Genomic DNA, 20,111 nt, shown 5'->3' on the forward strand with positions numbered 1-20,111 from the left:
CCTCTGCGAACTATCGGCCGGTCAGGTAGTAGCCCGTGATCTCCATTGACGTTTCGACCACTTCGTAGGCGGGCTTGTGCCAGGTGCTCAGGTCACCCGGGCGCCCGTGCCCCTCGGAGTTCCGGGGCGGCGGCTCGCGATGGGCGGGCTCTGGGAACTCCAGGTGGTTGCGCTCATTCATGAGTACCTCCTCGTCCTTGGCCGATGATGGGCCGCATCCGTTATGTCCGGAACGATGTCGGCACTATCCCCACAAACGGCAAAACCGGAAATCGCTGATCCTTTGCCGTGTTTCGAGCCGGAAACGACGATGCATCGGGCACGTCGCTGGAGGCCCCCGAAAGCCACGGACGAGCCGGCTCCAGGAGGCCGTGAACATGAGCGATGCGAACACCCGACCCGGCAGGCGTGCGTTCCTGCTCGGAGCCGCCGCGACGGGAACGGTGGCGTTGTCCCCCGGGGGCGAGGGTCGCGCGAGCACGGCCGCCCGGTCCGTTCCGGCGCAGCCGCCCTCGTTCGGAACGACGGAGGACAGCCCCAAGGTGGGCGGCGATCCGGCCAACCAGAACCATTCGAGGCTCTCGCGGATCACCAGGCACAACGTCGGGGAGCTGGGCGGCGCCTGGCACCTGAACCTGGAGGGCGGCGGCGAGACCATCGCCTACCAGCAGAGCACCTGTGTGGTGCAGAACGGTGTTCTGTACGTGCAGACCACCGAACAGCACGTCTTCGCCATCGACGCCAAGACCGGCCGGATCAAGTGGAAGACCTACCTGGGCGACAGCCCCAGCCTCATGCGCGGTGTCGCGCTCGGCGAGGGAAAGGTCTTCTCCGCCGCCGGGGACGGCAGCCTGTACGCGCTCGACCAGGACACCGGCGCGCCGGTGTGGAAACGCACCCTCATCCCCGAGGCCGCCGCGTCCAAGGGCTACCTCGGTCTCTCGGGAGCCTGTGTCTACCACGACGGGCTGGTCTACATCGGGTCGAACGGCAGCCAGCTCGGGATGCGCGGGCGCGCCTACGCGGTCCACGCCGGCAGCGGCGAGGTGGCCTGGACCTTCTGGTCATGCCCCGGCGAGGGCGAATTCGGGAACGACACGTGGGAGGGCGACTCCTGGAAGACCGGCGGAGCCGTCCCCTGGATCCACCCGGCGATCGACCCCGATCTCGGCCTGGTCTATTGGACGTTCGGCAATCCTTATCCGCGCACCGACGGCTCGACTCGCGGCGGGGACAATCTGTTCGCGAACTCCATCGTGGCCCTGGACGCCAAGACCGGCCTGCGCAGGTGGCATTTCCAGTCGGTCCACCATGACATCTGGGATTACGACAACGTCTGCGCGCCGGTGCTCGCCGACATCGACGTCGAGGGCCGGACGCGACACGTGGTCATCTATGGCGGCAAGACGAGCCACTACTACATTCTCGACCGACGGACGGGCCGGCCGATCCGGCCGGTGACCGAGACGCCCGTGCCGCAGGACGCGAAGCAGAAGACCGCCGCGACCCAGCCGATCCCGTCCGGCAGATCGATCATCGAGCACGCGCCGAACTTCAACGACTCCACCCGTCCGGTGCCGTTCTATCCGGCCGGGCCGATCTTCACGCCCCCGACCGGTCGGTACACCATCATCTTTCCCGGCGCGAGCGGCGGCGCGGACTGGTCCTACATGAGCTTCAACCCGGCCACCGGCTGGTTCTACACGGGCTATGGGCTGGTCAACACCGCCTTTTCCAACACCCGCGATGAGTTCGCCAACACCGTCCGTCCCTTCGGGCAGTACTACGACGGCGGGATCGCGGCGATCGACCCGGCGACCAACACGCCGGTCTGGACGCACAAGCTCGGCTGGGCGCTGTCCAACGGCAACGCCATCCTGTCCACTGCCGGCCGGCTGCTGTTCCAGGGCCACCCCGACGGGACGCTCAACGCGATGAACGACGCGACCGGCGAAGTGCTGTGGACCTTCCAATGCGGCGCGGGCATCGCCACCGCGCCCATCTCCTATGAGGTGGACGGTGAACAGTACATCGCCGTCTTCGCCGGCGGCGGCGGACTGCCGTACACGGACATTCCCAAAGGCGACCATCTGTGGGCCTTCAAACTGGGCGGTGACATCCCACCGGCCAAGGCCCCGAAGCCGCCGAACAAACGCAAGGACGTACTATCAGCCCCCGTCGAGGGCTCGAAGGTGAATAACTCCATTATTCTGGGCCGGGTCTGGGACGACAAGAACCAAAAGCCCGGCGGCAAGGAAGACCTCGTGGCTCAGAACGCCATGTCACCGACCCATCTACGGATCCCCGCCGGCACCCGCGTGACGTTCACCAACCCGCGAGGCAACACCTCCGCGCACGGCGCGGTCTCCTTCTGGGAGAACGAGTTCGACACCGGAACCCTGCTGCCGGGCGGATCCCACGGCCACACATTCACCACCAAGGGCGAGTTCTTCTACAACGACCCCATCCATCCCCAGTCCACCGGCAAGATCGTCGTCTACTGAGCTGCGGCCGGTCTCACCGGCTCACGGCGGTCTCCCGCCCCACCCGCGACAACTTCTCGGGATTGCGCACGTGGTAGGCGCCGGTGACGTAGCCGTCCTCGACCCGTACCGCCACCACGCCGTCGATCTCTCCGTTGACCCGGACGAGCAGCCCCGGACCACCATTGATCTGCACCACCTCGACCGACCGTTCGGCGTCCCGCCTCCACCAGCCGGCGGCCAGCAGGCGAGCCACCTTGTCGGCCCCCACGACGGGCCGGAGCAGGGCGTGTTTGATGCCGCCGCCGTCGCTCAGGGCGACGACGTCCGGCGCCAGGATGTCGAGCAGGTTCTGCAGGTCACCGGTCTCCACCGCGCGCTGGAAGGCTTCGAGCGCGGCTCGGGTCTGGGCCGGGGAGACGACGCCGCGCGGCCGGCGCGCGGCGACGTGCGCCCGTGCCCGGTAGGCGACCTGGCGCACCGCCGCCGGGGATTTGTCGACGGCTTCGGCGATCTCGTCGTAGTGCAGGTCGAACACCTCGCGCAGCACGAACACCGCCCGTTCGACCGGCGCGAGCGTCTCCAGCACCAGCAGCATCGCCATCGACACGCTGTCGGCCAGCTCGACGTCCTCGGCCACGTCGGGCGAGGTCAGCAGCGGCTCGGGCAGCCACGGCCCGACGTAGGACTCCTTACGCCGACCGAGCGCGCGCAGCCGGTCCAGCGCCTGCCGGGTGACGATCCGCACCAGGTAGGCGCGCTCCTCTCGGACGGTGGCCAGATCGACGCCCGCCCACCGCAGCCAGGTCTCCTGGAGGACGTCCTCGGCGTCGGCGGCCGAGCCGAGCATCTCGTAGGCGACCGTGAACAGCAGGTTGCGATGGGTGACGAACACCTCGGTCGCCGGATCCGCATCGAGCGGCTCGGTTGGTTCGCTGCGCCGGCTCATGTCCGCCCCCTGCCCGTTCGACCTCGGTTCGGTCCCACGCACTAGACGCCGCTCCCCGCCGTTTCGTAACACCCGCGAGCCATGAACCACGTCATACGCCCGCGCCGTTACGTGGCCCGGGTCGCCGGCGTCTCGTGATCGTCAGGACGCCGCGGCGAACGATCCGCGCGCGCAACACCACGAGTAAGGACGAATCTATGGCAACCACACAGGTGCGGGCCCCGGCGGTCGCGTCGCGCCGCTGGGCCGCGCTGTTCTTCATGGGGTTGGCCCAGCTCATGATCGTTCTGGATGGGACGGTCGTGAACATCGCGCTGCCGTCGCTCCAGCGGGATCTGGGGATCTCCGACGGCGACCGGCAGTGGATCATCACCGCGTACACGCTGGCGTTCGGTGGCCTGCTGCTGCTCGGCGGCCGGATCGCCGACTACACCGGCCGCAAGCGGGCCTTCCTGATCGGCCTGATCGGCTTCGCCGGCGCGTCGGCCCTCGGGGGCGCGGCGAACGACTTGGAGACGCTGCTGAGCGCCCGCGCCCTGCAGGGTGCGTTCGCCGCGCTGCTCGGCCCGTCGGCGCTGTCGCTGCTCACCGTGACGTTCACGCAGCCCAAGGAGCGTGCCAAGGCGTTCGGGATCTGGGGCGCCATCACCGCCGTGGGCGGCGCGATCGGGCTGCTGGCCGGCGGCGCGCTGACCGACTACCTGGACTGGCGCTGGTGCCTGTACATCAGCGTCCCGATCGCCCTGATCGCGGTGGCCGGCGGGTACGTGCTGCTGACCGAGTCGCGGAACGAGGGCGGGGCCCGGTTCGACGTCCCCGGCGTGCTGCTGGTGACCGGCGGGCTGGTCGCGATCGTGTACGCCACCAGCCGGGCCGAGTCCGACGGCTGGGGCTCGACGAGGGTCATCGGGCTGCTGGCCGGCGGCGCGGTGCTGCTCGCCGTGTTCGCCCTCGTGGAGAGCCGGGTGGCGCAGCCGCTGCTGCCGCCGCGCCTGATCGCCGACCGGACCCGAGGCGGCGCCTACCTGAGCGTGGGGCTGGCCATGCTCGGCATGTTCGGGGCGTTCCTCTTCATGACCTACTACCTGCAGGTCGTCAAGGGATACTCGCCGATCAGGACGGGCGTGGCCTTCCTCCCGATGACCGTGGCGGTCCTGATGTCGGCCGGCGGGCTCGCCACCCGACTGCTGCCCAAGGTCGCGCCGCGGATGCTGATCATGCCGGGCCTGGTGCTGATCGCCTCCGGCATGCTGTGGCTGCGCACCATGGAGACCGACACCGGCTACGTCGAGGGCGTGCTGGTCTCGGGGCTCCTGCTCGGCTTCGGGGCGGGCATGATCATGCCGGTGGCCTTCAACTACGCCACCCATGGCGTCGACCGGCGCGACGCGGGTGTCGCCTCGGCGAGCGTCAACACCGCGCAGCAGATCAGCAGCTCGATCGGCACCGCGCTGCTCAACACCATCGCCATCGGCGCGACGGCGGACTACGTGGCCTCGCACGCCTCGCAGGGCGCGAGCCCGGCCTTCGCCAAGACGGCGATGCTCGAGGGCTTCGTGGCTGCCGGCACCTGGGCCGCGGGCATCCTCCTGGCCGGCGCGCTGATCGTCGCCATCCTGATGAACACCCCGCGCCCCGGACCCAAGGCGGTCCCCGAGGACGCCGAGCCGGTGCCCGCTCACTCCTGACTCCGGTGGAGGTCCGCTGCGGCATCGCTCAGCCGCCCGGCCGTCGGTGTCCTTGGCCCGGCCCGCCAGGTTCCGTTCGGTCCGGCCGGGAGATCGCCGGAGGGACGGAGTGCGCGGCGCAGATCCTGCTCCAGCTCGCGTGGGTCACGTCGGGCCAGCAGCCGTCCATCCGCCGTCAGCGCGGTGTACTCCCGGGTCCGGCGGCCGAAGAAGACGGTGACCCCCGGGAACCGATGCCGCAGGTACGTGACGGTACGGGCGACGTCCAAGGCCCACGCGCCGGGCGGAGGACAACCGGGCCGACCGGCGGGCCAGACGCCCGGCGGGGCCGACCGGCCCGGCTGTCCCCTCCAGACCCCACCGGTCCCCGCGCTGGGCGGGTACCGGCCGGGTCGCCCCTCAGGGCCGTTCATCGCGCCGCCCCCGAACGAACGGCCAGAAGGTGCTTGATCCCCACCAGCGCGTCCGTGACCCGGTCGGCCGGCGCGAGCGCGGCGGACCCGTAGAACCACAGGGGCCACTCTGCGAGCACCAGCGAGGCGAGGCCGGTTCCGGGCCACCGAGCCCGTGGGTAGCGTGAAGGACAAACCCTCGGATGATTGGGACGACATGGAGCGTCGCCGACTCCTCCAACTGGCAGCGCTCGGAGCGGGCGGCACCGTAGGTGCCGAGGCTCTCCGCCGCTTCGCCGACCTCGCCATGACCGCCGAACCCCGCGACATCAACGAGTGGCAGGTGGCGTGCGCCGACCATCTGTACGCGCTGCGCAAGCGACCGCCCGCCCAGGTCCGCGACGATCTGCTGTACGACCTCCTGACCGTACGCCGCCAAGCCGACCAGGCCCACGGCCGCCACAAGGCCGATCTCCACCGTGTGACCGCCGCGCTGTCGATCCTGTACATCAACATCCTCACGAGGCTCGCCGATCACGGGGCCGCCGTGCGGTGGGGCCGCACCGCCACCGCCGCCGCCGATGCATCCGGAGACCTGTCGCTGAGGGTCCTGGTCCGGGAATCCGTCGGCGGCTCCGGACTGTACGGCCAACGGCACCCCGCCACCGTTCTGGCCCTGCTGGACCAGGCCGACCACCTCGCCGGGTCGGCAGTCGCCGCCGGGACGTCCGGGACTCGCGCGAAGGCGCTGTCACTGCTGGGACGCCACGATGAGGCCCTCATCGCACTGAACACCTATGTCGACCACGACACCGGCCCCAGCCCCGACCTGATCCCCACCTACCGCCTGCCCGACCAGGTGCATTTCGCGGGAAGCTGGGTGTACGCCGCCTCCGGTGACGAGCGCCGGGCCGACGAGTCCCGCGCGCAGGTGCTCTCGCTGACCCCCGACTACCAGTACACGGCCAACGTGCAACTCCACGAGGCCCTCTGCACGGTCGTCCAAGGCGGCACGGAGAAGGGAGCCCGCCAGGCCGCCGAGGTCCTCGCCGCCCTGCCGAACGCGTACCGCACCAACATGATCACCGAGGTCGGGCGCACCGTACTGCGCAACGTCCCGATCGACCACCGCGACCGATCACCCGTCAAAGACCTGGCGGCCCTCGTCACCACCACCCCGGCCCTCCCACCCGCCGCGATCTGACGGGCCGGCCCAGGCCGCTCGGTGCTGCGCGCCGTCCCCATCGACCAGCCCAAACCGTCCGCCGTCACCGACCTGGTGGCCCGGGCAGCCGCCACTCCAACGCTTCCTCCAACCGCGACCTGACCGCCTCACCCCCCGATGGGCCAGGTGTGGACGGGTTCGTTGGTGTGCATCAGTTCGGCGTAGCGGCGGGTCATGAGGCGGAGGGCCTCGTGGCGGGCGACGCCGGTGGACTCCTCGATGGCGTGGACGGTGTCGATCTGCCAGGCGGCGCCGGTGCGGCCGGTGAGGCAGCGTTGCTCGATGATGCCGAGCAGGCGGTCGCGCTTGGCGGGGTCGACGCCCCACTTGTCGAGGCCCTCGTGGGCCAGGGGGAGGAGCTTGCGGAGGGTCAGGTCGGCGGCCGACACCTCGCCGCAGCCGGGCCAGAACAGCCTGGTGTCGAGGCCATCGCGGGCCGCCCGGTGCAGGTTGTCCTCGGCGGTGCGGAACGACATCCGCGACCAGACGGGTCGTTCCTCCTCGGCCAGCATCCGGGAGACGCCGTAGTAGAACGCGCCGTTGGCCACGATGTCGGCGACCGTGGGGCCGGCGGGGAGGACGCGGTTCTCCACGCGCAGGTGGGGCTTGCCGTTCACGACCGCGTAGATGGGGCGGTTCCACCGGTAGATCGTCCCGTTGTGCAGGCACAGCTCGCCGAGCTGGGGGATGTCGCCGCGCTCCAGGGTGGCGACCGGGTCCTCCTCCTCGCAGAGCGGCAGCAGGGACGGGAAGTAGCGGGTGTTCTCCTCGAACAGGTCGAAGACCGAGGTGATCCAGCGTTCGCCGAACCAGACCCGGGGCCGGACGCCCTGGGACTTGAGCTCCTCCGGCCGCGTGTCGGTGGCCTGCTCGAACAGGGTGATGCGGGTCTCGTGCCACAGGCGCCGGCCGAGCAGGAACGGCGAGTTGGCCCCCACCGCCACCTGGACGCCCGCGATGGCCTGGGCGGCGTTCCAGTAGGGCGCGAAGCCGTCGGGGCTGACCTGGAGGTGGAACTGGACGCTGGTGCAGGCCGCCTCGGGGGCGATGTTGTCGATGTGGAGCGCCAGCCGTTCCGGGCCGTCGATGCGGATGTGCATGTCCTCGCCGCGCGCCGCGAGGAACTGCTCGTTCAGGAGCTTGTAGCGCTCGTTGGACGACAGCGCCTCCTCGCCGATGTCGGACTCGCGCAGCGTGGGCAGGATGCCCACCAGCAGCAGCCCGCCGCCCAGCTCCTGGGCCCGCGCCTGAGCGTGCTCCAGGTAGCCGAGGATCTCCCGCTCCAGCTCCCCGGCGCCCCCGCCGCCCAGCTCGCGGGGCGGGATGTTGATCTCGATGTTGAACTGGCCCAGCTCGGTGGCCCAGGCCGGGTCGGCGATGGCCTTGAGCACGTCGGCGTTGCGCATCAGGGGTTCGCCACGGCCGTCCACCAGGTTCAGCTCGATCTCCAGGCCGATGTGCGGCCGGTCGAACTCGAACTGCGACTCCCGCAGCATGCGGGCGAGCACGTCCAGATTGCGGCGCACCTTGTCGCGGTACCGGCGCCGGTCCTCACCGCTGATGGAGAACCGGGGCACGTCCTTGCCCATACGAGAGCCTTTCGATCCGGACGAACAACTACAAAACGCTTCTCCTTCCCCAAGCCCCGTCAAACCCGGGAGCGCCGACCGGGTGCAGTCGGTGACCTTCCTCACCACTCGTCCAGGACCAGAACCCCCGTCATGACCAGGCTGAACACCACGACCAGCCCGGCCAGCCCGGCCGCGAACCGGGGCGGCGGCAGCGGCGACTCCTCGCGCAGCGCCCGATCACAGGACCGCCAGTGCAGGAACCCGAGCACGCAGAACAGCGCCCCCGCCAGCGTCGGCACCGCCGCCAGCAGCAGCCGCACCCAGACGGGATCCCGCGTCGCGCCGAGATGCGCCAGCGCCACCCCGCCGGCGATCAACGCCAACGAGGTGCGCACCCACGCCAGGAAGGTCCGCTCGTTCGCGAGCGTGAACCGCGGATCGGGCTCGTTCGTCTCCATACGTCCATGATGCGTCGCGCTCCGTGGTGGACGAGTGTCCCCGTCTGCTCTCTTTGAGGTCGGCGGTGGTGGTATGACGGGTTGCGTGCCTGGTGGCGGGCCTGGACGGGGGGAACGGTGATGCGGCTGCGGCCCCGGTCGATCCGTGTGCGGGACACGCTGATCGCGGCGGTGATCTCGTTGCTGGCGTTCAGCGCGCTCGGCGTGACGCTGGACGTGATCATCCGTGATGTGGGCACCGCCCAGATGCTCCGGGAGAACCAACTCGCCGCGCGCCGGATCAGCGGCGCCGTGCGGGACGGGACCATGCGCCACCCGATCCCCGACGACCCCGCCGGCCTGGTCCTCCAGGTCGTGGGGCCGGATCGGCGGGTCCGCGCCTCCACCGCGATCGACGCGTGGCGTCCCCCCGTCAGCGCTCGACGCCCGGCGGTGGGCGAACGGGTCGTGGACTACGTCGAGTGCGACGTGCCCGAATATCGCGGCTGCATGCTGGTCGAGGCGATCAGGGCCACCACCGCGCCGGACTCCGTGGTGGTCTACGCCGCGCAGCCGATGCCGGTGGTGTTCACCGCCGGGCTGCTGGAGTGGATCCTGACCGCCGTCGTGCTCGTCCTGTCGACGCTGACGTCCTGGACCACCTGGAAGGTCGTGGGCCGGACGCTGCGTCCCGTGGAGGCGATCCGCGCCCAGCTCTCGGAGATCAGCGCCAGCGACCTGTCCCGTCGGGTGCCGCAGCCCGCCGGGGAGGACGAGATCGCCCAGCTCGCCAGGACCGCGAACGAGACCCTGGACCGGCTGGAGCGGTCCGTCGCCCGGCAGCGCCAGTTCTCCTCCGACGCGTCCCACGAGCTGCGCACCCCGATCGCGGCGTTGCGCGCCAATCTGGAGGACGCGTCGATGCACCCGGACGACACCGACCTGGAGGCGGTGGTCCGTGCCGCGCTGCGGGACACCGACCGGTTGGAGTCGATCGTCACCGATCTGCTGCTGCTGGCCCGGATCGGCACCGGCGGTGCGGTCGCCCAAGAGGTGATCGACTTCGCCGAGCTGGTCCGCCTGGAGGTCCGCCGGCGTGCGTCCGGGGTCGTCATCCGCATCGCGGTGGACGCCCGCCCGGCCGTGCGCGGGGTCCGGATGCAGCTCGTACGGCTGCTGCACAACCTGCTCGACAACGCCGAACGGTACGCCGAGTCGTGCGTCGAGGTCGCCGTGTCCGAGACGGACGGGCAGGTGGTGCTCACCGTCACCGACGACGGCAGCGGCATCCCCGAGCAGGACCGCGAACGGGTCTTCGAGCGCTTCACCCGCCTCGACACCGCGCGCAGCCGTTCCGCCGGCGGGACGGGTCTGGGCCTGGCCATCGCCCGCGACATCGCCACCGCCCACGGCGGCTCGCTGCGCATCGAGGAGAGCCTCTTGGGCGCCCGCTTCGCCCTCCGCCTGCCGCCCGCCGACCACTCCTGACGGCGGGGTCGGGCCGGGCCGGGCCGGGAACGGCGACGGCCGCCCGCCGGTGGGCGGGCGGCCGGTCGAGCCGTCGGGAACGTCAGGCGCGCACGGCCTGGATCTCGAGCAGGATGTCCACCTTGTCGCCGAGGAGGGCCTTCTCGCCCGCCAGCGGGACGTTGAACTCGATGCCCCAGTCCTTGCGGTTGACGGTGGTCTTGGCGGTGAAGCCGGCGCGGAAGCCGCCCCACGGGTCGTCGCCGACACCGTTGTACTCGACCTCGAGGGTGACCGGGCGGGTGACGCCCCGGATGGTCAGCTCGCCGTCCAGCAGGTGGTCGCCGCCCTCGGCGCGCAGTCCGGTGGAACGGAACGTCATCTGCGGGTGGTTCTCGATGTCGAGGATGTCGGAGCTGCGGATGTGCTGGTCGCGGTCGGCGTTGCGGGTGTCGACGGAGGCCATCGCGATCTCGGCGGTGGCGGTGGAGGACGCCACGTCCTCGCCGATCACGACGGTGCCGGAGAACTCGGTGAAGACGCCGCGCACCTTGCTCATGAGGTGGCGGATGGCGAAGGTGACCTCGGAGTGCGCCGGGTCGATGGTCCAGGTGCCGGTGGTCAGGCCCGGGGCTGCGGTGGCGATGCTCATGGCGGGGTCCTCCCGAAAAGGTTCTTGAAACTTCAACTACCTGCTCGCACCGAAGCTAGTTGAACCTTCAACCGATGTCAAACGCCTCCGGGACCGATGTCGTGGCCGTCATCACGGATCGCCGGAGAGCGTCTCGAGCCGGCCTACTGCCGCGCGGTCACCGCGAACCTCTGACGCGCGCCGCCGGCCCGGGCCCGAGGCGGTGCGTCAGGCCGGGGTCTGCTCGATGTTCGGGACCGCGTGCAGGGGGCCGCCGACCAGCGGTGTGGAGCTGCCTTCCAAGAGCAGCGCGGCCACGCGTTCCGGGTCGTCGCCCATCGGCACGTGGCCGCAGTCCGGCAGCCACACGAAGCGGGCGTCGGGCAGCCGCTGCTGGGCGCGCAGAGCCTGGATCGGGAGGAGCAGGCGGTCGCGGGTGCCCCAGCCGATGGTGACGGGGACGTCGGCGCAGGTCCCGGTGAAGCGGACGCGGCGACCCGCGCGGTACGTCGGCTCGAACCCGACGGCGCCGCGCAGCGCCCGGGCGTCGCCCGCGAGCGCGTGCCGGCCGAGCCGGTCGGGATGGCCGTAGATCATGCCGAACATCGCCCGACTGAGCCGCGCCGAACGCGCCAGCGTCGTGATCACCGGTTGGGGGGTGCGGGCCCCCAGCCGTGAGGCGCGCAGCACGCCGATCGCCCAGCGCAGCTCGAGCGCCGTGTAGAAGCCCGCCGGCGACAGCACGGTGGCGGAGCTGACCAGCCCGCGTTCGGCCGCCTCCAGCGACAGCAGGCCGCCGAGCGAGTTGCCCGCGATGTGCGGCCGGACCACGCCGAGGTCGTCGAACAACTCGGCCATCACCGCCAGCACGGCGTCGACCGTGTAGGGGGTGCCGTCGGGCAGCGGCGGCGAGGCGCCGAACCCCGGAAGGTCGACGGCGATCACGTCGCGTTCCCGTGCCAGCCGGTCCATGACCGGCTCCCAGCCCTGCCGGCGGTGGCCGATCCCGTGCAGCAGGACCAGCGGGGGGCCGTCACCGCGGCGCTCGAAGACGATGTCCACGGCCCGAGGGTACGGCGAAATGACCTCTTGGTCACTAGTCATGGACGTGATTGTTCGCGAATCGGTTCTCCGTCGCCGGGTGAGTGTTCTCGGGCTGCGAGGACTCAGACGGCGACGGTCGCGCGCCGCTCGGCCGTGGCCGGTCGGCGGTGCTCGAGCGTGTCGCGGAGCTGCGCGCGGCCCCGGTGGATGCGGCTGCGGACGGTGCCGAGCTTGACCCCGAGCGTGGCGGCGATCTCCTCGTAGGTGAGGCCCTCGATGTCGCACAGCACCACGGCCGCCCGGTACTCGGGGGCCAGGGCGTCCAGCGCCCGCTGGATGTCGGCGTCGAGGTGCCGGTCGTCGAACGACTGGGCGGGGCTGGGCTCGCGGCCCTGGATGCGGTCGGCGGCGTCGTCGCCGAGCGCGTCGAATCGGATGCGTTGCCGGCGCCGGGCCTTGTCGAGGAAGAGGTTCGTCGTGATGCGGTGCAGCCACCCCTCGAACGTGCCGGGCGTGTACGACGACAGCGAGCGGAACACCCGGACGAACACGTCCTGGGTGAGGTCCTCGGCGTCGTGCTTGTTGCCCGTCAGTCGATAGGCCAGCCGGAACACCCGGGTGGAGTGTTCCTGGACGATCTCCTCCCAGGTCGGCGGCGTCCACGCCATCGAACCTGCAGTCACCGCTACCCCCGCGTCTGATGCGAAATCGTTACCGCCAAGCATGCCCGTACCCAGATAAGAACCGCGTAAGGATGTCCGGCCCGAGGGAAACGCGTTACAGGAATCCGACCCCGGGGAGATGTGATCCATGTCATTGAACGTGGCGTCAATAGAGTCTTGCCCGCTCGCCGGTTCCCGGGGCACATTCGCAGATGACCCACCCCGCCATGGCGGCCCTCCGAGGCGTACCATGGCCCACCCTAGGACGTGACATGGCGCGCACCTACAACCTCGCCGACCTGCTGGAACTCCTCGCCGAGGCGGGCCCCGACCGTCCGGCGGTGGTGGCCGGCGAGGAGCGCCGCTCGTACCGCGAGCTGAACGAACGGGCGAGCAAGGTGGGCCACCACCTCGCCGCCGCCGGCGTGAAGGCGGGCGAGCACGTCGCGATCCTGTCCTGGAACCGCGTCGAGTGGATGGAGACCTTCCTCGGGATCTTCAAGATCCGGGCCGTGCCCGTCCCGGTGAACTACCGCTACGTCGCCGGCGAGCTGCACCACGTGCTCGCCGACTCCGACTCGGTGGCGCTGATCGCCGAGCGGTCGCTGCTGGAGAAGGTCCAGGAGATCCGCGGCGACCTGCCGAAGCTGCGGCACGTGATCGTCTTGGAGGACGGCGGCGCGAACGAGGTCCCCGACTCGGTCGAGTTCGAGACCGCCATCAAGGACGCCCCGTCCACCGACGACTTCCCCGAGCGCTCCAACGACGACCGCTACATCATGTACACCGGCGGCACCACCGGGTACCCCAAGGGCGTCGAGTGGCGCTGCGAGGACATCTTCTTCGGCGCGATGGGCGGCGGCAACGTCCTCGGCGACCCCATCACCAGCCCCGACGCCATCCGCGCCAACGCCGAGCAGCCCGCCATGGCGGTGCTCGACTGCGCCCCCGTCATGCACGGCGCCGGCCAGTGGGTCGCGTGCATGGGGCTGTTCAGCGGGGCCAAGGTCGTCCTCTACACCGACCACAACTTCGTTCCCGCCGACGTGCTCCACCTCCTCGCCGAGGAGGAGGCCAACGTGCTCTTCGTGGTCGGCGACGTGATGGCCCGGCCGCTCGCCAAGGAGCTGGCCAAGGGCGGGTACGACACCTCGTCGCTGTTCGCCATCGGTTCCGGCGGCGCGCCGCTCACCGAGGGCGCCAAGGACGCGATCCTCGCGGAGCTGCCGAGCATGATGTTCCTCGACAACTACGGGGCCTCCGAGACCGGCGCGTGCGGCCCGTCCATCGGCGGCAAGGAGGGCACCGCCCGCTTCATGATGAAGCCGGGCATCACCGTCCTCGACGACGACCTGAAGCAGGTCCGCCCGGGCGAGATCGGTCGCCTCGCGCGCAGCGGGCACATCCCGGTCGGCTACTACAACGACCCCGCCAAGACGGCCTCGACGTTCTTCACCGACGCCGAGGGCGTCCGCTGGTCGGTGCCCGGCGACTTCGCGTCGCTGGAGGAGGACGGCAGCATCGTGCTGCTCGGCCGGGGCTCGCTGGTCATCAACACCGGCGGCGAGAAGGTCTACCCCGAAGAGGTCGAGGTCGCCCTCAAGGACCACCCGGACGTGTACGACTGCGTCGTGGTGGGGCTGCCGGACGAGCGGTTCGGTCAGTCCGTCGCCGCCGTGGTCGCCCCCCGGGCGGGCGCCGCGCCGACGCTGGAGGAGCTGACCGAGCACTGTCGCGGCCGGCTCGCCGGCTACAAGCTCCCGCGCCGGCTCGAACTCGTCCCGGAGGTGCAGCGCACCGCCGTCGGCAAGAGCGACTACAAGTGGGCCAAATCCGTTCTCGCGGTCAAGGATTGATGGTGCGGCGCGGGGCGTGACTTGAGGCCCGTTGCGCAATAAACCACCACATGAGGGTCGAAGCGGAGGAACCGCTCGCCGGACGGTACCAACTGCTCTCGGTCATCGGCAGAGGCGGCATGGGAACCGTCTGGCGGGCGTACGACGAAAGGCTCGACCGGACCGTGGCCGTCAAGGAGACGGTCCTTCCGGAGGGGCTCACGGAGGGCGAGCGGCGGGCCGTGTGCCGCCGTCTCGTCGCCGAGGCGCGCGCCACCGCCGCGCTGCGGCACCCCGGCGTGGTCACCGTGTACGACGTGGTCATCGTGGGCGGACGCCCCTGGATCGTCATGGAGTTATTACGGGCCAGATCCCTGCACGAGGTGCTCGCCAGGGACGGCCCGCTGCCCTCCGCACGGGCGGCCGAGGTGGGTCGCGCGGTGCTCGACGTGCTCCGCGCGGCGCACGCCAAGGGGATTCTGCATCGTGACGTCAAACCCGGCAATGTGATGCTGGCCGACGACGGGCGGATTCTCCTCACCGATTTCGGATTGGCCGTCCATATGCTCAACGGGAACACCATCGTCGACACGATGGTGTCCGGTATCGAGGGCTCTCCGGCCTATCTGGCCCCGGAACAGGTGCTGGGCGCCCCCGGGGCCGCGACCTCCGATCTGTGGTCGCTCGGCGTCACCCTTTACGCCGCCGTTCAGGGCTCCTCCCCGTTCCACCGGGCCCACGCGCTGGCGACGATGGTCGCCGTTCTGCTCGGCGAGTACGAGCCGCCCGACAACGCCGCGCCGCCGTTGCGCGCCCTCATCGACGGGCTGCTCCGGCAGGACCCCGCCGCCAGGCTCGGCACCGCCGAGGTGGGTCGGCTGCTCGACATCGCGGCCGGCGTCGACCGCGTCGCCCACTCCCGCCCGTTCCCGTTCCGTCGCCCGCGCGCCGCCGCGCTGGCCGGCATCGCGACGCTCGCCGCGACGGTGATCGTGGTGGGGGCGTGGACGGCCCGCGTACGGCCGGACGACACGCTGGCGGTGCTGTCCTCGGACGATCAGGTGTCCCGCACGGTCGCCTATCACGAGCCCGACGGGTACGTCGTCGAGATCCCCGCCGGATGGGTGCGGGCGGACGAGAAGGACGGGGTCCACTGGCACGATCCCGCGAACGGCCGGCACCTGCGCATCACACCCGTGAGGGGAGACCCGCTGACCGGCCTGCGCGAGGCCGAACGCGACGCCACGCACTCCGGGACGTACCCCGGCTACCGTAGGCTCCGCCTGGAGGCCGCGCCGGAGGTGGCCAGGGACGCGGCCGAATGGGAGTTCATCACACGGGGCGCGCACCGCCTGACCAGCCGCATGGCGGGCTACGAGTTCCAGTTCTCCGCTCCGGAGCGCCGGTGGACGCCGGGACAGCGGCTCTACGACGCCATCCTCAGGACGTTCCGCTCCTGAGAGTCAGGGGGCTCAGCCGCTCTGCTGCTGGACCTGCAGCAGGATCTCGGCGTTGGAGGTGGTGCTCTTGACCTTCTCCAGCAGCAGCTCGATGGCCTGCTGCGGGTCGAGGGAGTGCAGCAGCCGGATCAGCCGCCAGGTGAGGGCCAGCTCCTGCGGCGACATGAGGAGCTCGTCGCGGCGGGTGCTGGAGGCGAGGACGTCCACGGCCGGGAAGATGCGCTTGTCGGCCAGGTGCCGATCGAGCTTCAGCTCCATGTTGCCGGTGCCCTTGAACTCCTCGAAGAACACGTCGTCCATCCGCGACCCGGTGTCGACCAGCGCGGTGGCCAGGATCGTCAGGGACCCGCCGTTCTCGATGTTGCGCGCGGCGCCGAAGAACTTCTTCGGCGGGTAGATCGCGGTGGTCGCCACGCCGCCGGCCAGGATGCGGGAGCTGGACGGGGCCGCCAGGTTGTAGGCGCGGCCGAGCCGGGTGATGGAGTCGAGCAGCATCACCACGTCGTGGCCCTGCTCGACGAGCCGCTTGGCCCGTTCGACGGCCAGCTCGGCGACGGCGGTGTGCTCCTCGGCGGGCCGGTCGAAGGTCGAGTAGATGATCTCGCCCTGCACCGTCCGCTTCATGTCGGTGACCTCTTCGGGCCGCTCGTCGATGAGGACGACCATGAGGTGGCAGTCGGGGTTGTTGGTGGCGATCGCGTTGGCGAGGGCCTGCAGCATCATGGTCTTGCCGACCTTGGGCGGCGAGACGACGAGGCCGCGCTGACCCTTGCCGATGGGGGCGACGAGGTCGATGATGCGGGTCGCGGCGGCCCCGGTGTCGAGCCGCAGCCGCTCCTGGGGGAACAGCGGGGTCAGCTCGCCGAACTCGGCCCGGGCGGCCCCGGGGACGTCCCCGTTCACCGCCTCGACGCGGATCAGCGCGGGGAACTTCTCGCGCGCGGTGCGGGGCTGCTTGGCCGAGCCGGTCACGACGTCGCCGGGCCGGAGCCCGAACGACTTGACCTGGGCGAGCGACACGTACACGTCCTCCGGACCCGGCAGGTAGCCGGAGGTGCGCACGAAGGCGTGCTTGTCCTGGACGGCGAGCACTCCGGAGAACGAGGTGATGTGGCCGCCCTCGTCACCGGGGTGCCGCTGCTCGGGCACGGCGGACTGACCGGTCGCCGCGGTGCGCGGTGGCGCGGTGGTCGTCAATGCGTGGTCCTTAGGTTGGGGATGGCTCGCGTGCGCGCTGCCGAACGCGCATGAGGCACGCGGACCGGGAGAAGAATGTGATCACCGAGCTCTCAGATCGCCCGGGACTTGGAGAAGCACCCTCACCGCCTCTATCGAGCGGGAATGACCGGTGCTCCGGACAAGGTACCACAGGAGGGACGACGCCGAACAGCCCCGCACGCCCGTGGCCGAGGGGCCCCGATCGTGGGCGGAATGGCCGGGTTCGGCCGTTTGCGGGGGTGGTCCGTACCCGCGCGACTACCCAGCGGTAGGGTCCCGCGCATGCGACGGATCATCCTCACCGCGGTGCTGTCCGGTCTGGTCCTGACGGGATGCGGATCGAGCGACGACGACCCCAAGGACCCGCCCGCGGCCACCGCCCCCGGCACGGGCGGCGGCGGGGGCGCCGTACCGCCCTCCGGCGACGGCGGCACGGGCTCGGTGACCCCCCAGAAGCTCCAGGCGTTCCTCTCCGACGTCGCGAAGATCGACGCCGGCCTCGCCGCCAAGCCGGACCAGAGCCTGACGGTCGCCCTCGCCGTCTGCAAGGACCTCACGTCCGGCAAGAACGACGCCGCCGCCGCCGGAGCGGCCTCGGCCCGGCTCAGCGCCGGCGCCGGCGTCGACCTGGAACTCGAACCCTCCAAGCGCTTCGTCCAAGCCGCCAAGACCCACATCTGCAGGCCCTGACCGCACCCCGCGTCCTTCGAAGCCCGAGGTCGTGACCGGGGCGTTTGGGGTCGCATGGGGATCTTTAGACTGCGGGCATGACCATCGACGCATACGTGGCCGAGTTGAGGCGGGCGATCGTGGGGCCGTCGCGCCTCAAGCGGGACATGGTCGTCGAGGCTCGGGACGGGTTGGAGGACGCCGCGGAGGCGCTGCGGGCCGAAGGGGTGCCCGCGGCGGAGGCCGAGCGTCTGGCGGTGGTCGCGTTCGGGACCGTTCGCGAGGTCGCCCCCGGATACCAGGAGGAGCTGACGGCGTCCGCCGGGCGGCGGCTGGGGCTGCTGCTGGCGGTGGCGGGGCCGATGACCTGGGTGATCTGGTGGGCGACCTGGCGGTTGTTCCCGGTGGAGATCGGCGCCTGGGGGGAGCATCCGGGCTGGGCGCCCGTGGTCGACGCGATGCTGGACGGGCTCCATCTGTTCTCGGGGGTGCTGGGCGTGCTGATCGTGGCCGCCCTGACCCGGCGGGGGCGGCGGTGGTCGGTGGGGAGGACGCGGCTCGTGGCGCGGCTCGCGGGGGCGTACGTGTCGCTGCTGGTGGTGCTGACGTTCGTGCTGGTGCTGCCGCTGTTGTCGTTGGGGGACACCGGTGCCGATGGGTACCGGAACACGCCGTGGACGGTCGCCACGGCCGCCTCGGCGGTGTTGATGGGCTTGCAGGTGCGCGGTGCGCGACGGTGCCTGCGACTCAGCCGCCTCCCGACGGCCTGATCTTCGTCAGGGGTTCGGCGGGGGACAGGACGGTGCCGATGGTGTCGGCGAACGCGCGCCAGGCGCTGCGTTCGCCCTCGAGGCGGCGGCGGCCGGCCGCGGTGAGTCGGTAGGTGCGGCGGCGACGGCCGCCGACGGTCGCCCATGCGCTGGTCAGCTCGCCGGTGCGCTCCAGTCTGCGCAGCGCCGGGTAGACGGTGCCGGTCGGAACGGCCAGCGCGCCGCCGCTGCGGGCGCTCAACGCCTCGATGATGGCGTATCCGTGCAGGGGCTCGTGCTCGAGCACCGAGAGCAGGAGCGCGTCGAGGTGACCGCGAAGCGCGTCGGGGTTCACGTCCCTCATGCTAGGTCTTGGAGCGACATGTAGGCAGCCTATATGTAGACTGCCTACACAAGCACTGGTCGACAACGGAGCCGACGACCGATGGACGTCCTTGATCTCGCGCGGCTGCAGTTCGCCGTGACGGCCGGACTGCACTTCCTGTTCGTGGTGTTCACGCTCGGGATGGCGCCGGTCGTCGCGGTCCTGAACACCCGGTGGGCGCTGTCCGGAGACCCGCTGTACGAGCGGATGACCCGGTTCTGGGGCCAGGTCTATGTCATCAACTACGCGCTGGGCATCGTCACCGGCCTGGTGATGGAGTTCCAGTTCGGGCTGAGCTGGAGCGGGCTGTCGCACTACGCGGGCGACGTGTTCGGCGCGCCGCTGGCGGTGGAGACGATGGTGGCCTTCTTCCTGGAGTCCACGTTCCTGGGGTTGTGGATCTTCGGATGGCATCGGCTGCCGCGCCGGGCCCACCTGGCCTGCATCTGGGCGGTGACGCTGACCGCCTATGCCAGCGCGTTCTGGATCATGGTGGCCAACTCGTTCCTGCAGAACCCGGCGGGCGCGACCGTCGAGGGCGATCGGCTGGCGCTGACCGACCTCGGGGCCCTGCTGACCAACAAGGCGCTGGTGTTCGCGTTCCCGCACGTGGCCGGGGCCGGGCTGACGGCCGGGGCGTTCGTGCTGATGGGGGCGAGCGCGTACCACCTGTGGCGGCGCACCGAGGAGCGGGAGTTCTTCACCAAGTCGCTGCGGACCGGGGTGTGGCTGGCGGCGGTGGGGCTCTTCGTGGCCGTCGGGTTCGGGTTCGCGCAGTTCGGCGTGGTGCCGGAGGGCAAGTTCGACGGCGGGGGAGCGGGTGTCGGGCTCGGTTTCATGATCCTCATCGGGCAGTTGCTCTTCATGCTCGTGCTGTTCTTCCTGCTCCCGGTGATCCGGTGGGCGCCGCACTGGCGATGGCTGCATCCGGTGCTGATCGCGATGACGCCGCTGCCGTTCCTCACGGCGATCCTCGGCTGGATCGCCCGGGAGATGGGGCGTCACCCGTGGATGGTGCGCGATCGGCTCACCGTGGCCGACGCGATGTCCCCCGGGCTGACCTCGGGGATGGTCACCGCCTCGCTGATCGGCTTCACCCTCGTGCTCAGCCTGCTGGCGGTCGTCGACTACGTCCTCATCGCGCGCGTCATCCGCCGGGGACCGGGTGAGATCGCGCTCGGCGCGCCCGCCGAGCGGCCCGAGCCCGAGCCGGAGCAGCCCGACCGCGTCCTGAGCCACTAGGAGG

At 70.8% G+C, this 20,111-nt stretch carries 17 protein-coding genes and 1 pseudogene; 9 read left to right on the forward strand and 9 right to left on the reverse strand.

The features are described from left to right. Window positions 1-10 precede the first annotated feature (10 nt). Window positions 11-181 (reverse strand): pyrroloquinoline quinone precursor peptide PqqA, encoded by a 171-nt coding sequence (pqqA, locus tag DFJ69_RS15055; protein WP_116023073.1) that lies wholly within the window; start codon window positions 179-181, stop codon window positions 11-13. 196 nt (window positions 182-377) lie between these two features. Here pqqA and DFJ69_RS15060 point away from each other — a divergent pair, with 196 nt between their 5' ends. After that, the gene (locus tag DFJ69_RS15060; RefSeq protein WP_170177662.1) at window positions 378-2,504 is read left to right on the forward strand and encodes an outer membrane protein assembly factor BamB family protein; all 2,127 of its coding nucleotides are present in this window, start codon (window positions 378-380) and stop codon (window positions 2,502-2,504) included. 13 nt (window positions 2,505-2,517) lie between these two features. Here the strand turns inward: DFJ69_RS15060 and DFJ69_RS15065 are convergent, their stop codons facing one another. Further along, the gene (locus DFJ69_RS15065) at window positions 2,518-3,432 is read right to left on the reverse strand and encodes an RNA polymerase sigma-70 factor (RefSeq protein ID WP_116023075.1); all 915 of its coding nucleotides are present in this window, start codon (window positions 3,430-3,432) and stop codon (window positions 2,518-2,520) included. 134 nt (window positions 3,433-3,566) lie between these two features. Between DFJ69_RS15065 and DFJ69_RS15070 the strand changes: the two genes are divergently transcribed. After that, complete coding sequence (locus tag DFJ69_RS15070) at window positions 3,567-5,120, forward strand: MFS transporter (RefSeq protein WP_211328626.1); 1,554 nt, start codon at window positions 3,567-3,569, stop codon at window positions 5,118-5,120. A gap of 609 nt (window positions 5,121-5,729) precedes the next feature. Next, entirely contained in the window at window positions 5,730-6,716 is a 987-nt protein-coding gene (locus DFJ69_RS15080; RefSeq protein ID WP_116023077.1) for a hypothetical protein, read from the forward strand. A gap of 128 nt (window positions 6,717-6,844) precedes the next feature. On the opposite strand, the gene DFJ69_RS15085 is transcribed toward DFJ69_RS15080, so the two are convergent. Both DFJ69_RS15085 and DFJ69_RS15090 read right to left on the reverse strand, forming a co-directional pair. After that, on the reverse strand, window positions 6,845-8,326 hold the full coding sequence (locus tag DFJ69_RS15085; protein WP_116023078.1) for a glutamate-cysteine ligase family protein: 1,482 nt from the start codon (window positions 8,324-8,326) through the stop codon (window positions 6,845-6,847). A 101-nt stretch (window positions 8,327-8,427) separates the two neighbouring features. Then, window positions 8,428-8,766: a YidH family protein gene (locus DFJ69_RS15090; protein ID WP_116023079.1), complete on the reverse strand. Its 339-nt coding sequence runs from the start codon at window positions 8,764-8,766 to the stop codon at window positions 8,428-8,430. Between the two features lie 120 nt (window positions 8,767-8,886). Here DFJ69_RS15090 and DFJ69_RS15095 point away from each other — a divergent pair, with 120 nt between their 5' ends. After that, entirely contained in the window at window positions 8,887-10,233 is a 1,347-nt protein-coding gene (locus DFJ69_RS15095; protein ID WP_116023080.1) for a sensor histidine kinase, read from the forward strand. 82 nt (window positions 10,234-10,315) lie between these two features. On the opposite strand, the gene DFJ69_RS15100 is transcribed toward DFJ69_RS15095, so the two are convergent. The 3 genes from DFJ69_RS15100 to sigE form a co-directional block, all read right to left on the reverse strand. Continuing rightward, window positions 10,316-10,864 carry a YceI family protein gene (locus DFJ69_RS15100; RefSeq protein WP_116023081.1) on the reverse strand — a complete coding sequence of 183 codons (549 nt, stop codon included), beginning with the start codon at window positions 10,862-10,864 and terminating at the stop codon, window positions 10,316-10,318. Window positions 10,865-11,071: 207 nt separating this feature from the next. After that, window positions 11,072-11,905: an alpha/beta fold hydrolase gene (locus DFJ69_RS15105; protein WP_116023082.1), complete on the reverse strand. Its 834-nt coding sequence runs from the start codon at window positions 11,903-11,905 to the stop codon at window positions 11,072-11,074. Window positions 11,906-12,009: 104 nt separating this feature from the next. After that, entirely contained in the window at window positions 12,010-12,612 is a 603-nt protein-coding gene (gene sigE / locus DFJ69_RS15110) for an RNA polymerase sigma factor SigE (RefSeq protein WP_116023083.1), read from the reverse strand. Between the two features lie 209 nt (window positions 12,613-12,821). Between sigE and DFJ69_RS15115 the strand changes: the two genes are divergently transcribed. After that, window positions 12,822-14,405 (forward strand): acyl-CoA synthetase, encoded by a 1,584-nt coding sequence (locus DFJ69_RS15115; protein WP_116023084.1) that lies wholly within the window; start codon window positions 12,822-12,824, stop codon window positions 14,403-14,405. A gap of 50 nt (window positions 14,406-14,455) precedes the next feature. Beyond that, window positions 14,456-15,844: a serine/threonine-protein kinase gene (locus DFJ69_RS15120; protein WP_116023085.1), complete on the forward strand. Its 1,389-nt coding sequence runs from the start codon at window positions 14,456-14,458 to the stop codon at window positions 15,842-15,844. A gap of 12 nt (window positions 15,845-15,856) precedes the next feature. Here the strand turns inward: DFJ69_RS15120 and rho are convergent. Continuing rightward, window positions 15,857-17,005 (reverse strand): annotated as a pseudogene (gene rho, locus DFJ69_RS15125) (transcription termination factor Rho); the annotation flags it as partial. A gap of 339 nt (window positions 17,006-17,344) precedes the next feature. Between rho and DFJ69_RS15130 the strand changes: the two are divergent. After that, window positions 17,345-17,752, forward strand: a complete 408-nt coding sequence (locus DFJ69_RS15130) for a DUF732 domain-containing protein (RefSeq protein ID WP_116023087.1) — start codon at window positions 17,345-17,347, stop codon at window positions 17,750-17,752. A gap of 77 nt (window positions 17,753-17,829) precedes the next feature. Further along, window positions 17,830-18,501: a permease prefix domain 1-containing protein gene (locus DFJ69_RS34915; RefSeq protein ID WP_211328627.1), complete on the forward strand. Its 672-nt coding sequence runs from the start codon at window positions 17,830-17,832 to the stop codon at window positions 18,499-18,501. Here DFJ69_RS34915 and DFJ69_RS15140 read toward each other — a convergent pair. Further along, window positions 18,479-18,835: a PadR family transcriptional regulator gene (locus tag DFJ69_RS15140; RefSeq protein ID WP_116026646.1), complete on the reverse strand. Its 357-nt coding sequence runs from the start codon at window positions 18,833-18,835 to the stop codon at window positions 18,479-18,481. The two genes, DFJ69_RS34915 and DFJ69_RS15140, sit on opposite strands and share 23 nt — an antisense overlap. 90 nt (window positions 18,836-18,925) lie before the next feature. On the opposite strand from DFJ69_RS15140, the gene DFJ69_RS15145 reads away from it, so the two are divergent. Beyond that, window positions 18,926-20,107 (forward strand): cytochrome ubiquinol oxidase subunit I, encoded by a 1,182-nt coding sequence (locus tag DFJ69_RS15145; RefSeq protein ID WP_116023088.1) that lies wholly within the window; start codon window positions 18,926-18,928, stop codon window positions 20,105-20,107. The last annotated feature ends 4 nt before the right edge of the window (window positions 20,108-20,111 follow it).

Origin of the sequence: Thermomonospora umbrina (genome assembly GCF_003386555.1) — a bacterium.
Lineage (GTDB): Bacteria > Actinomycetota > Actinomycetes > Streptosporangiales > Streptosporangiaceae > Thermomonospora > Thermomonospora umbrina.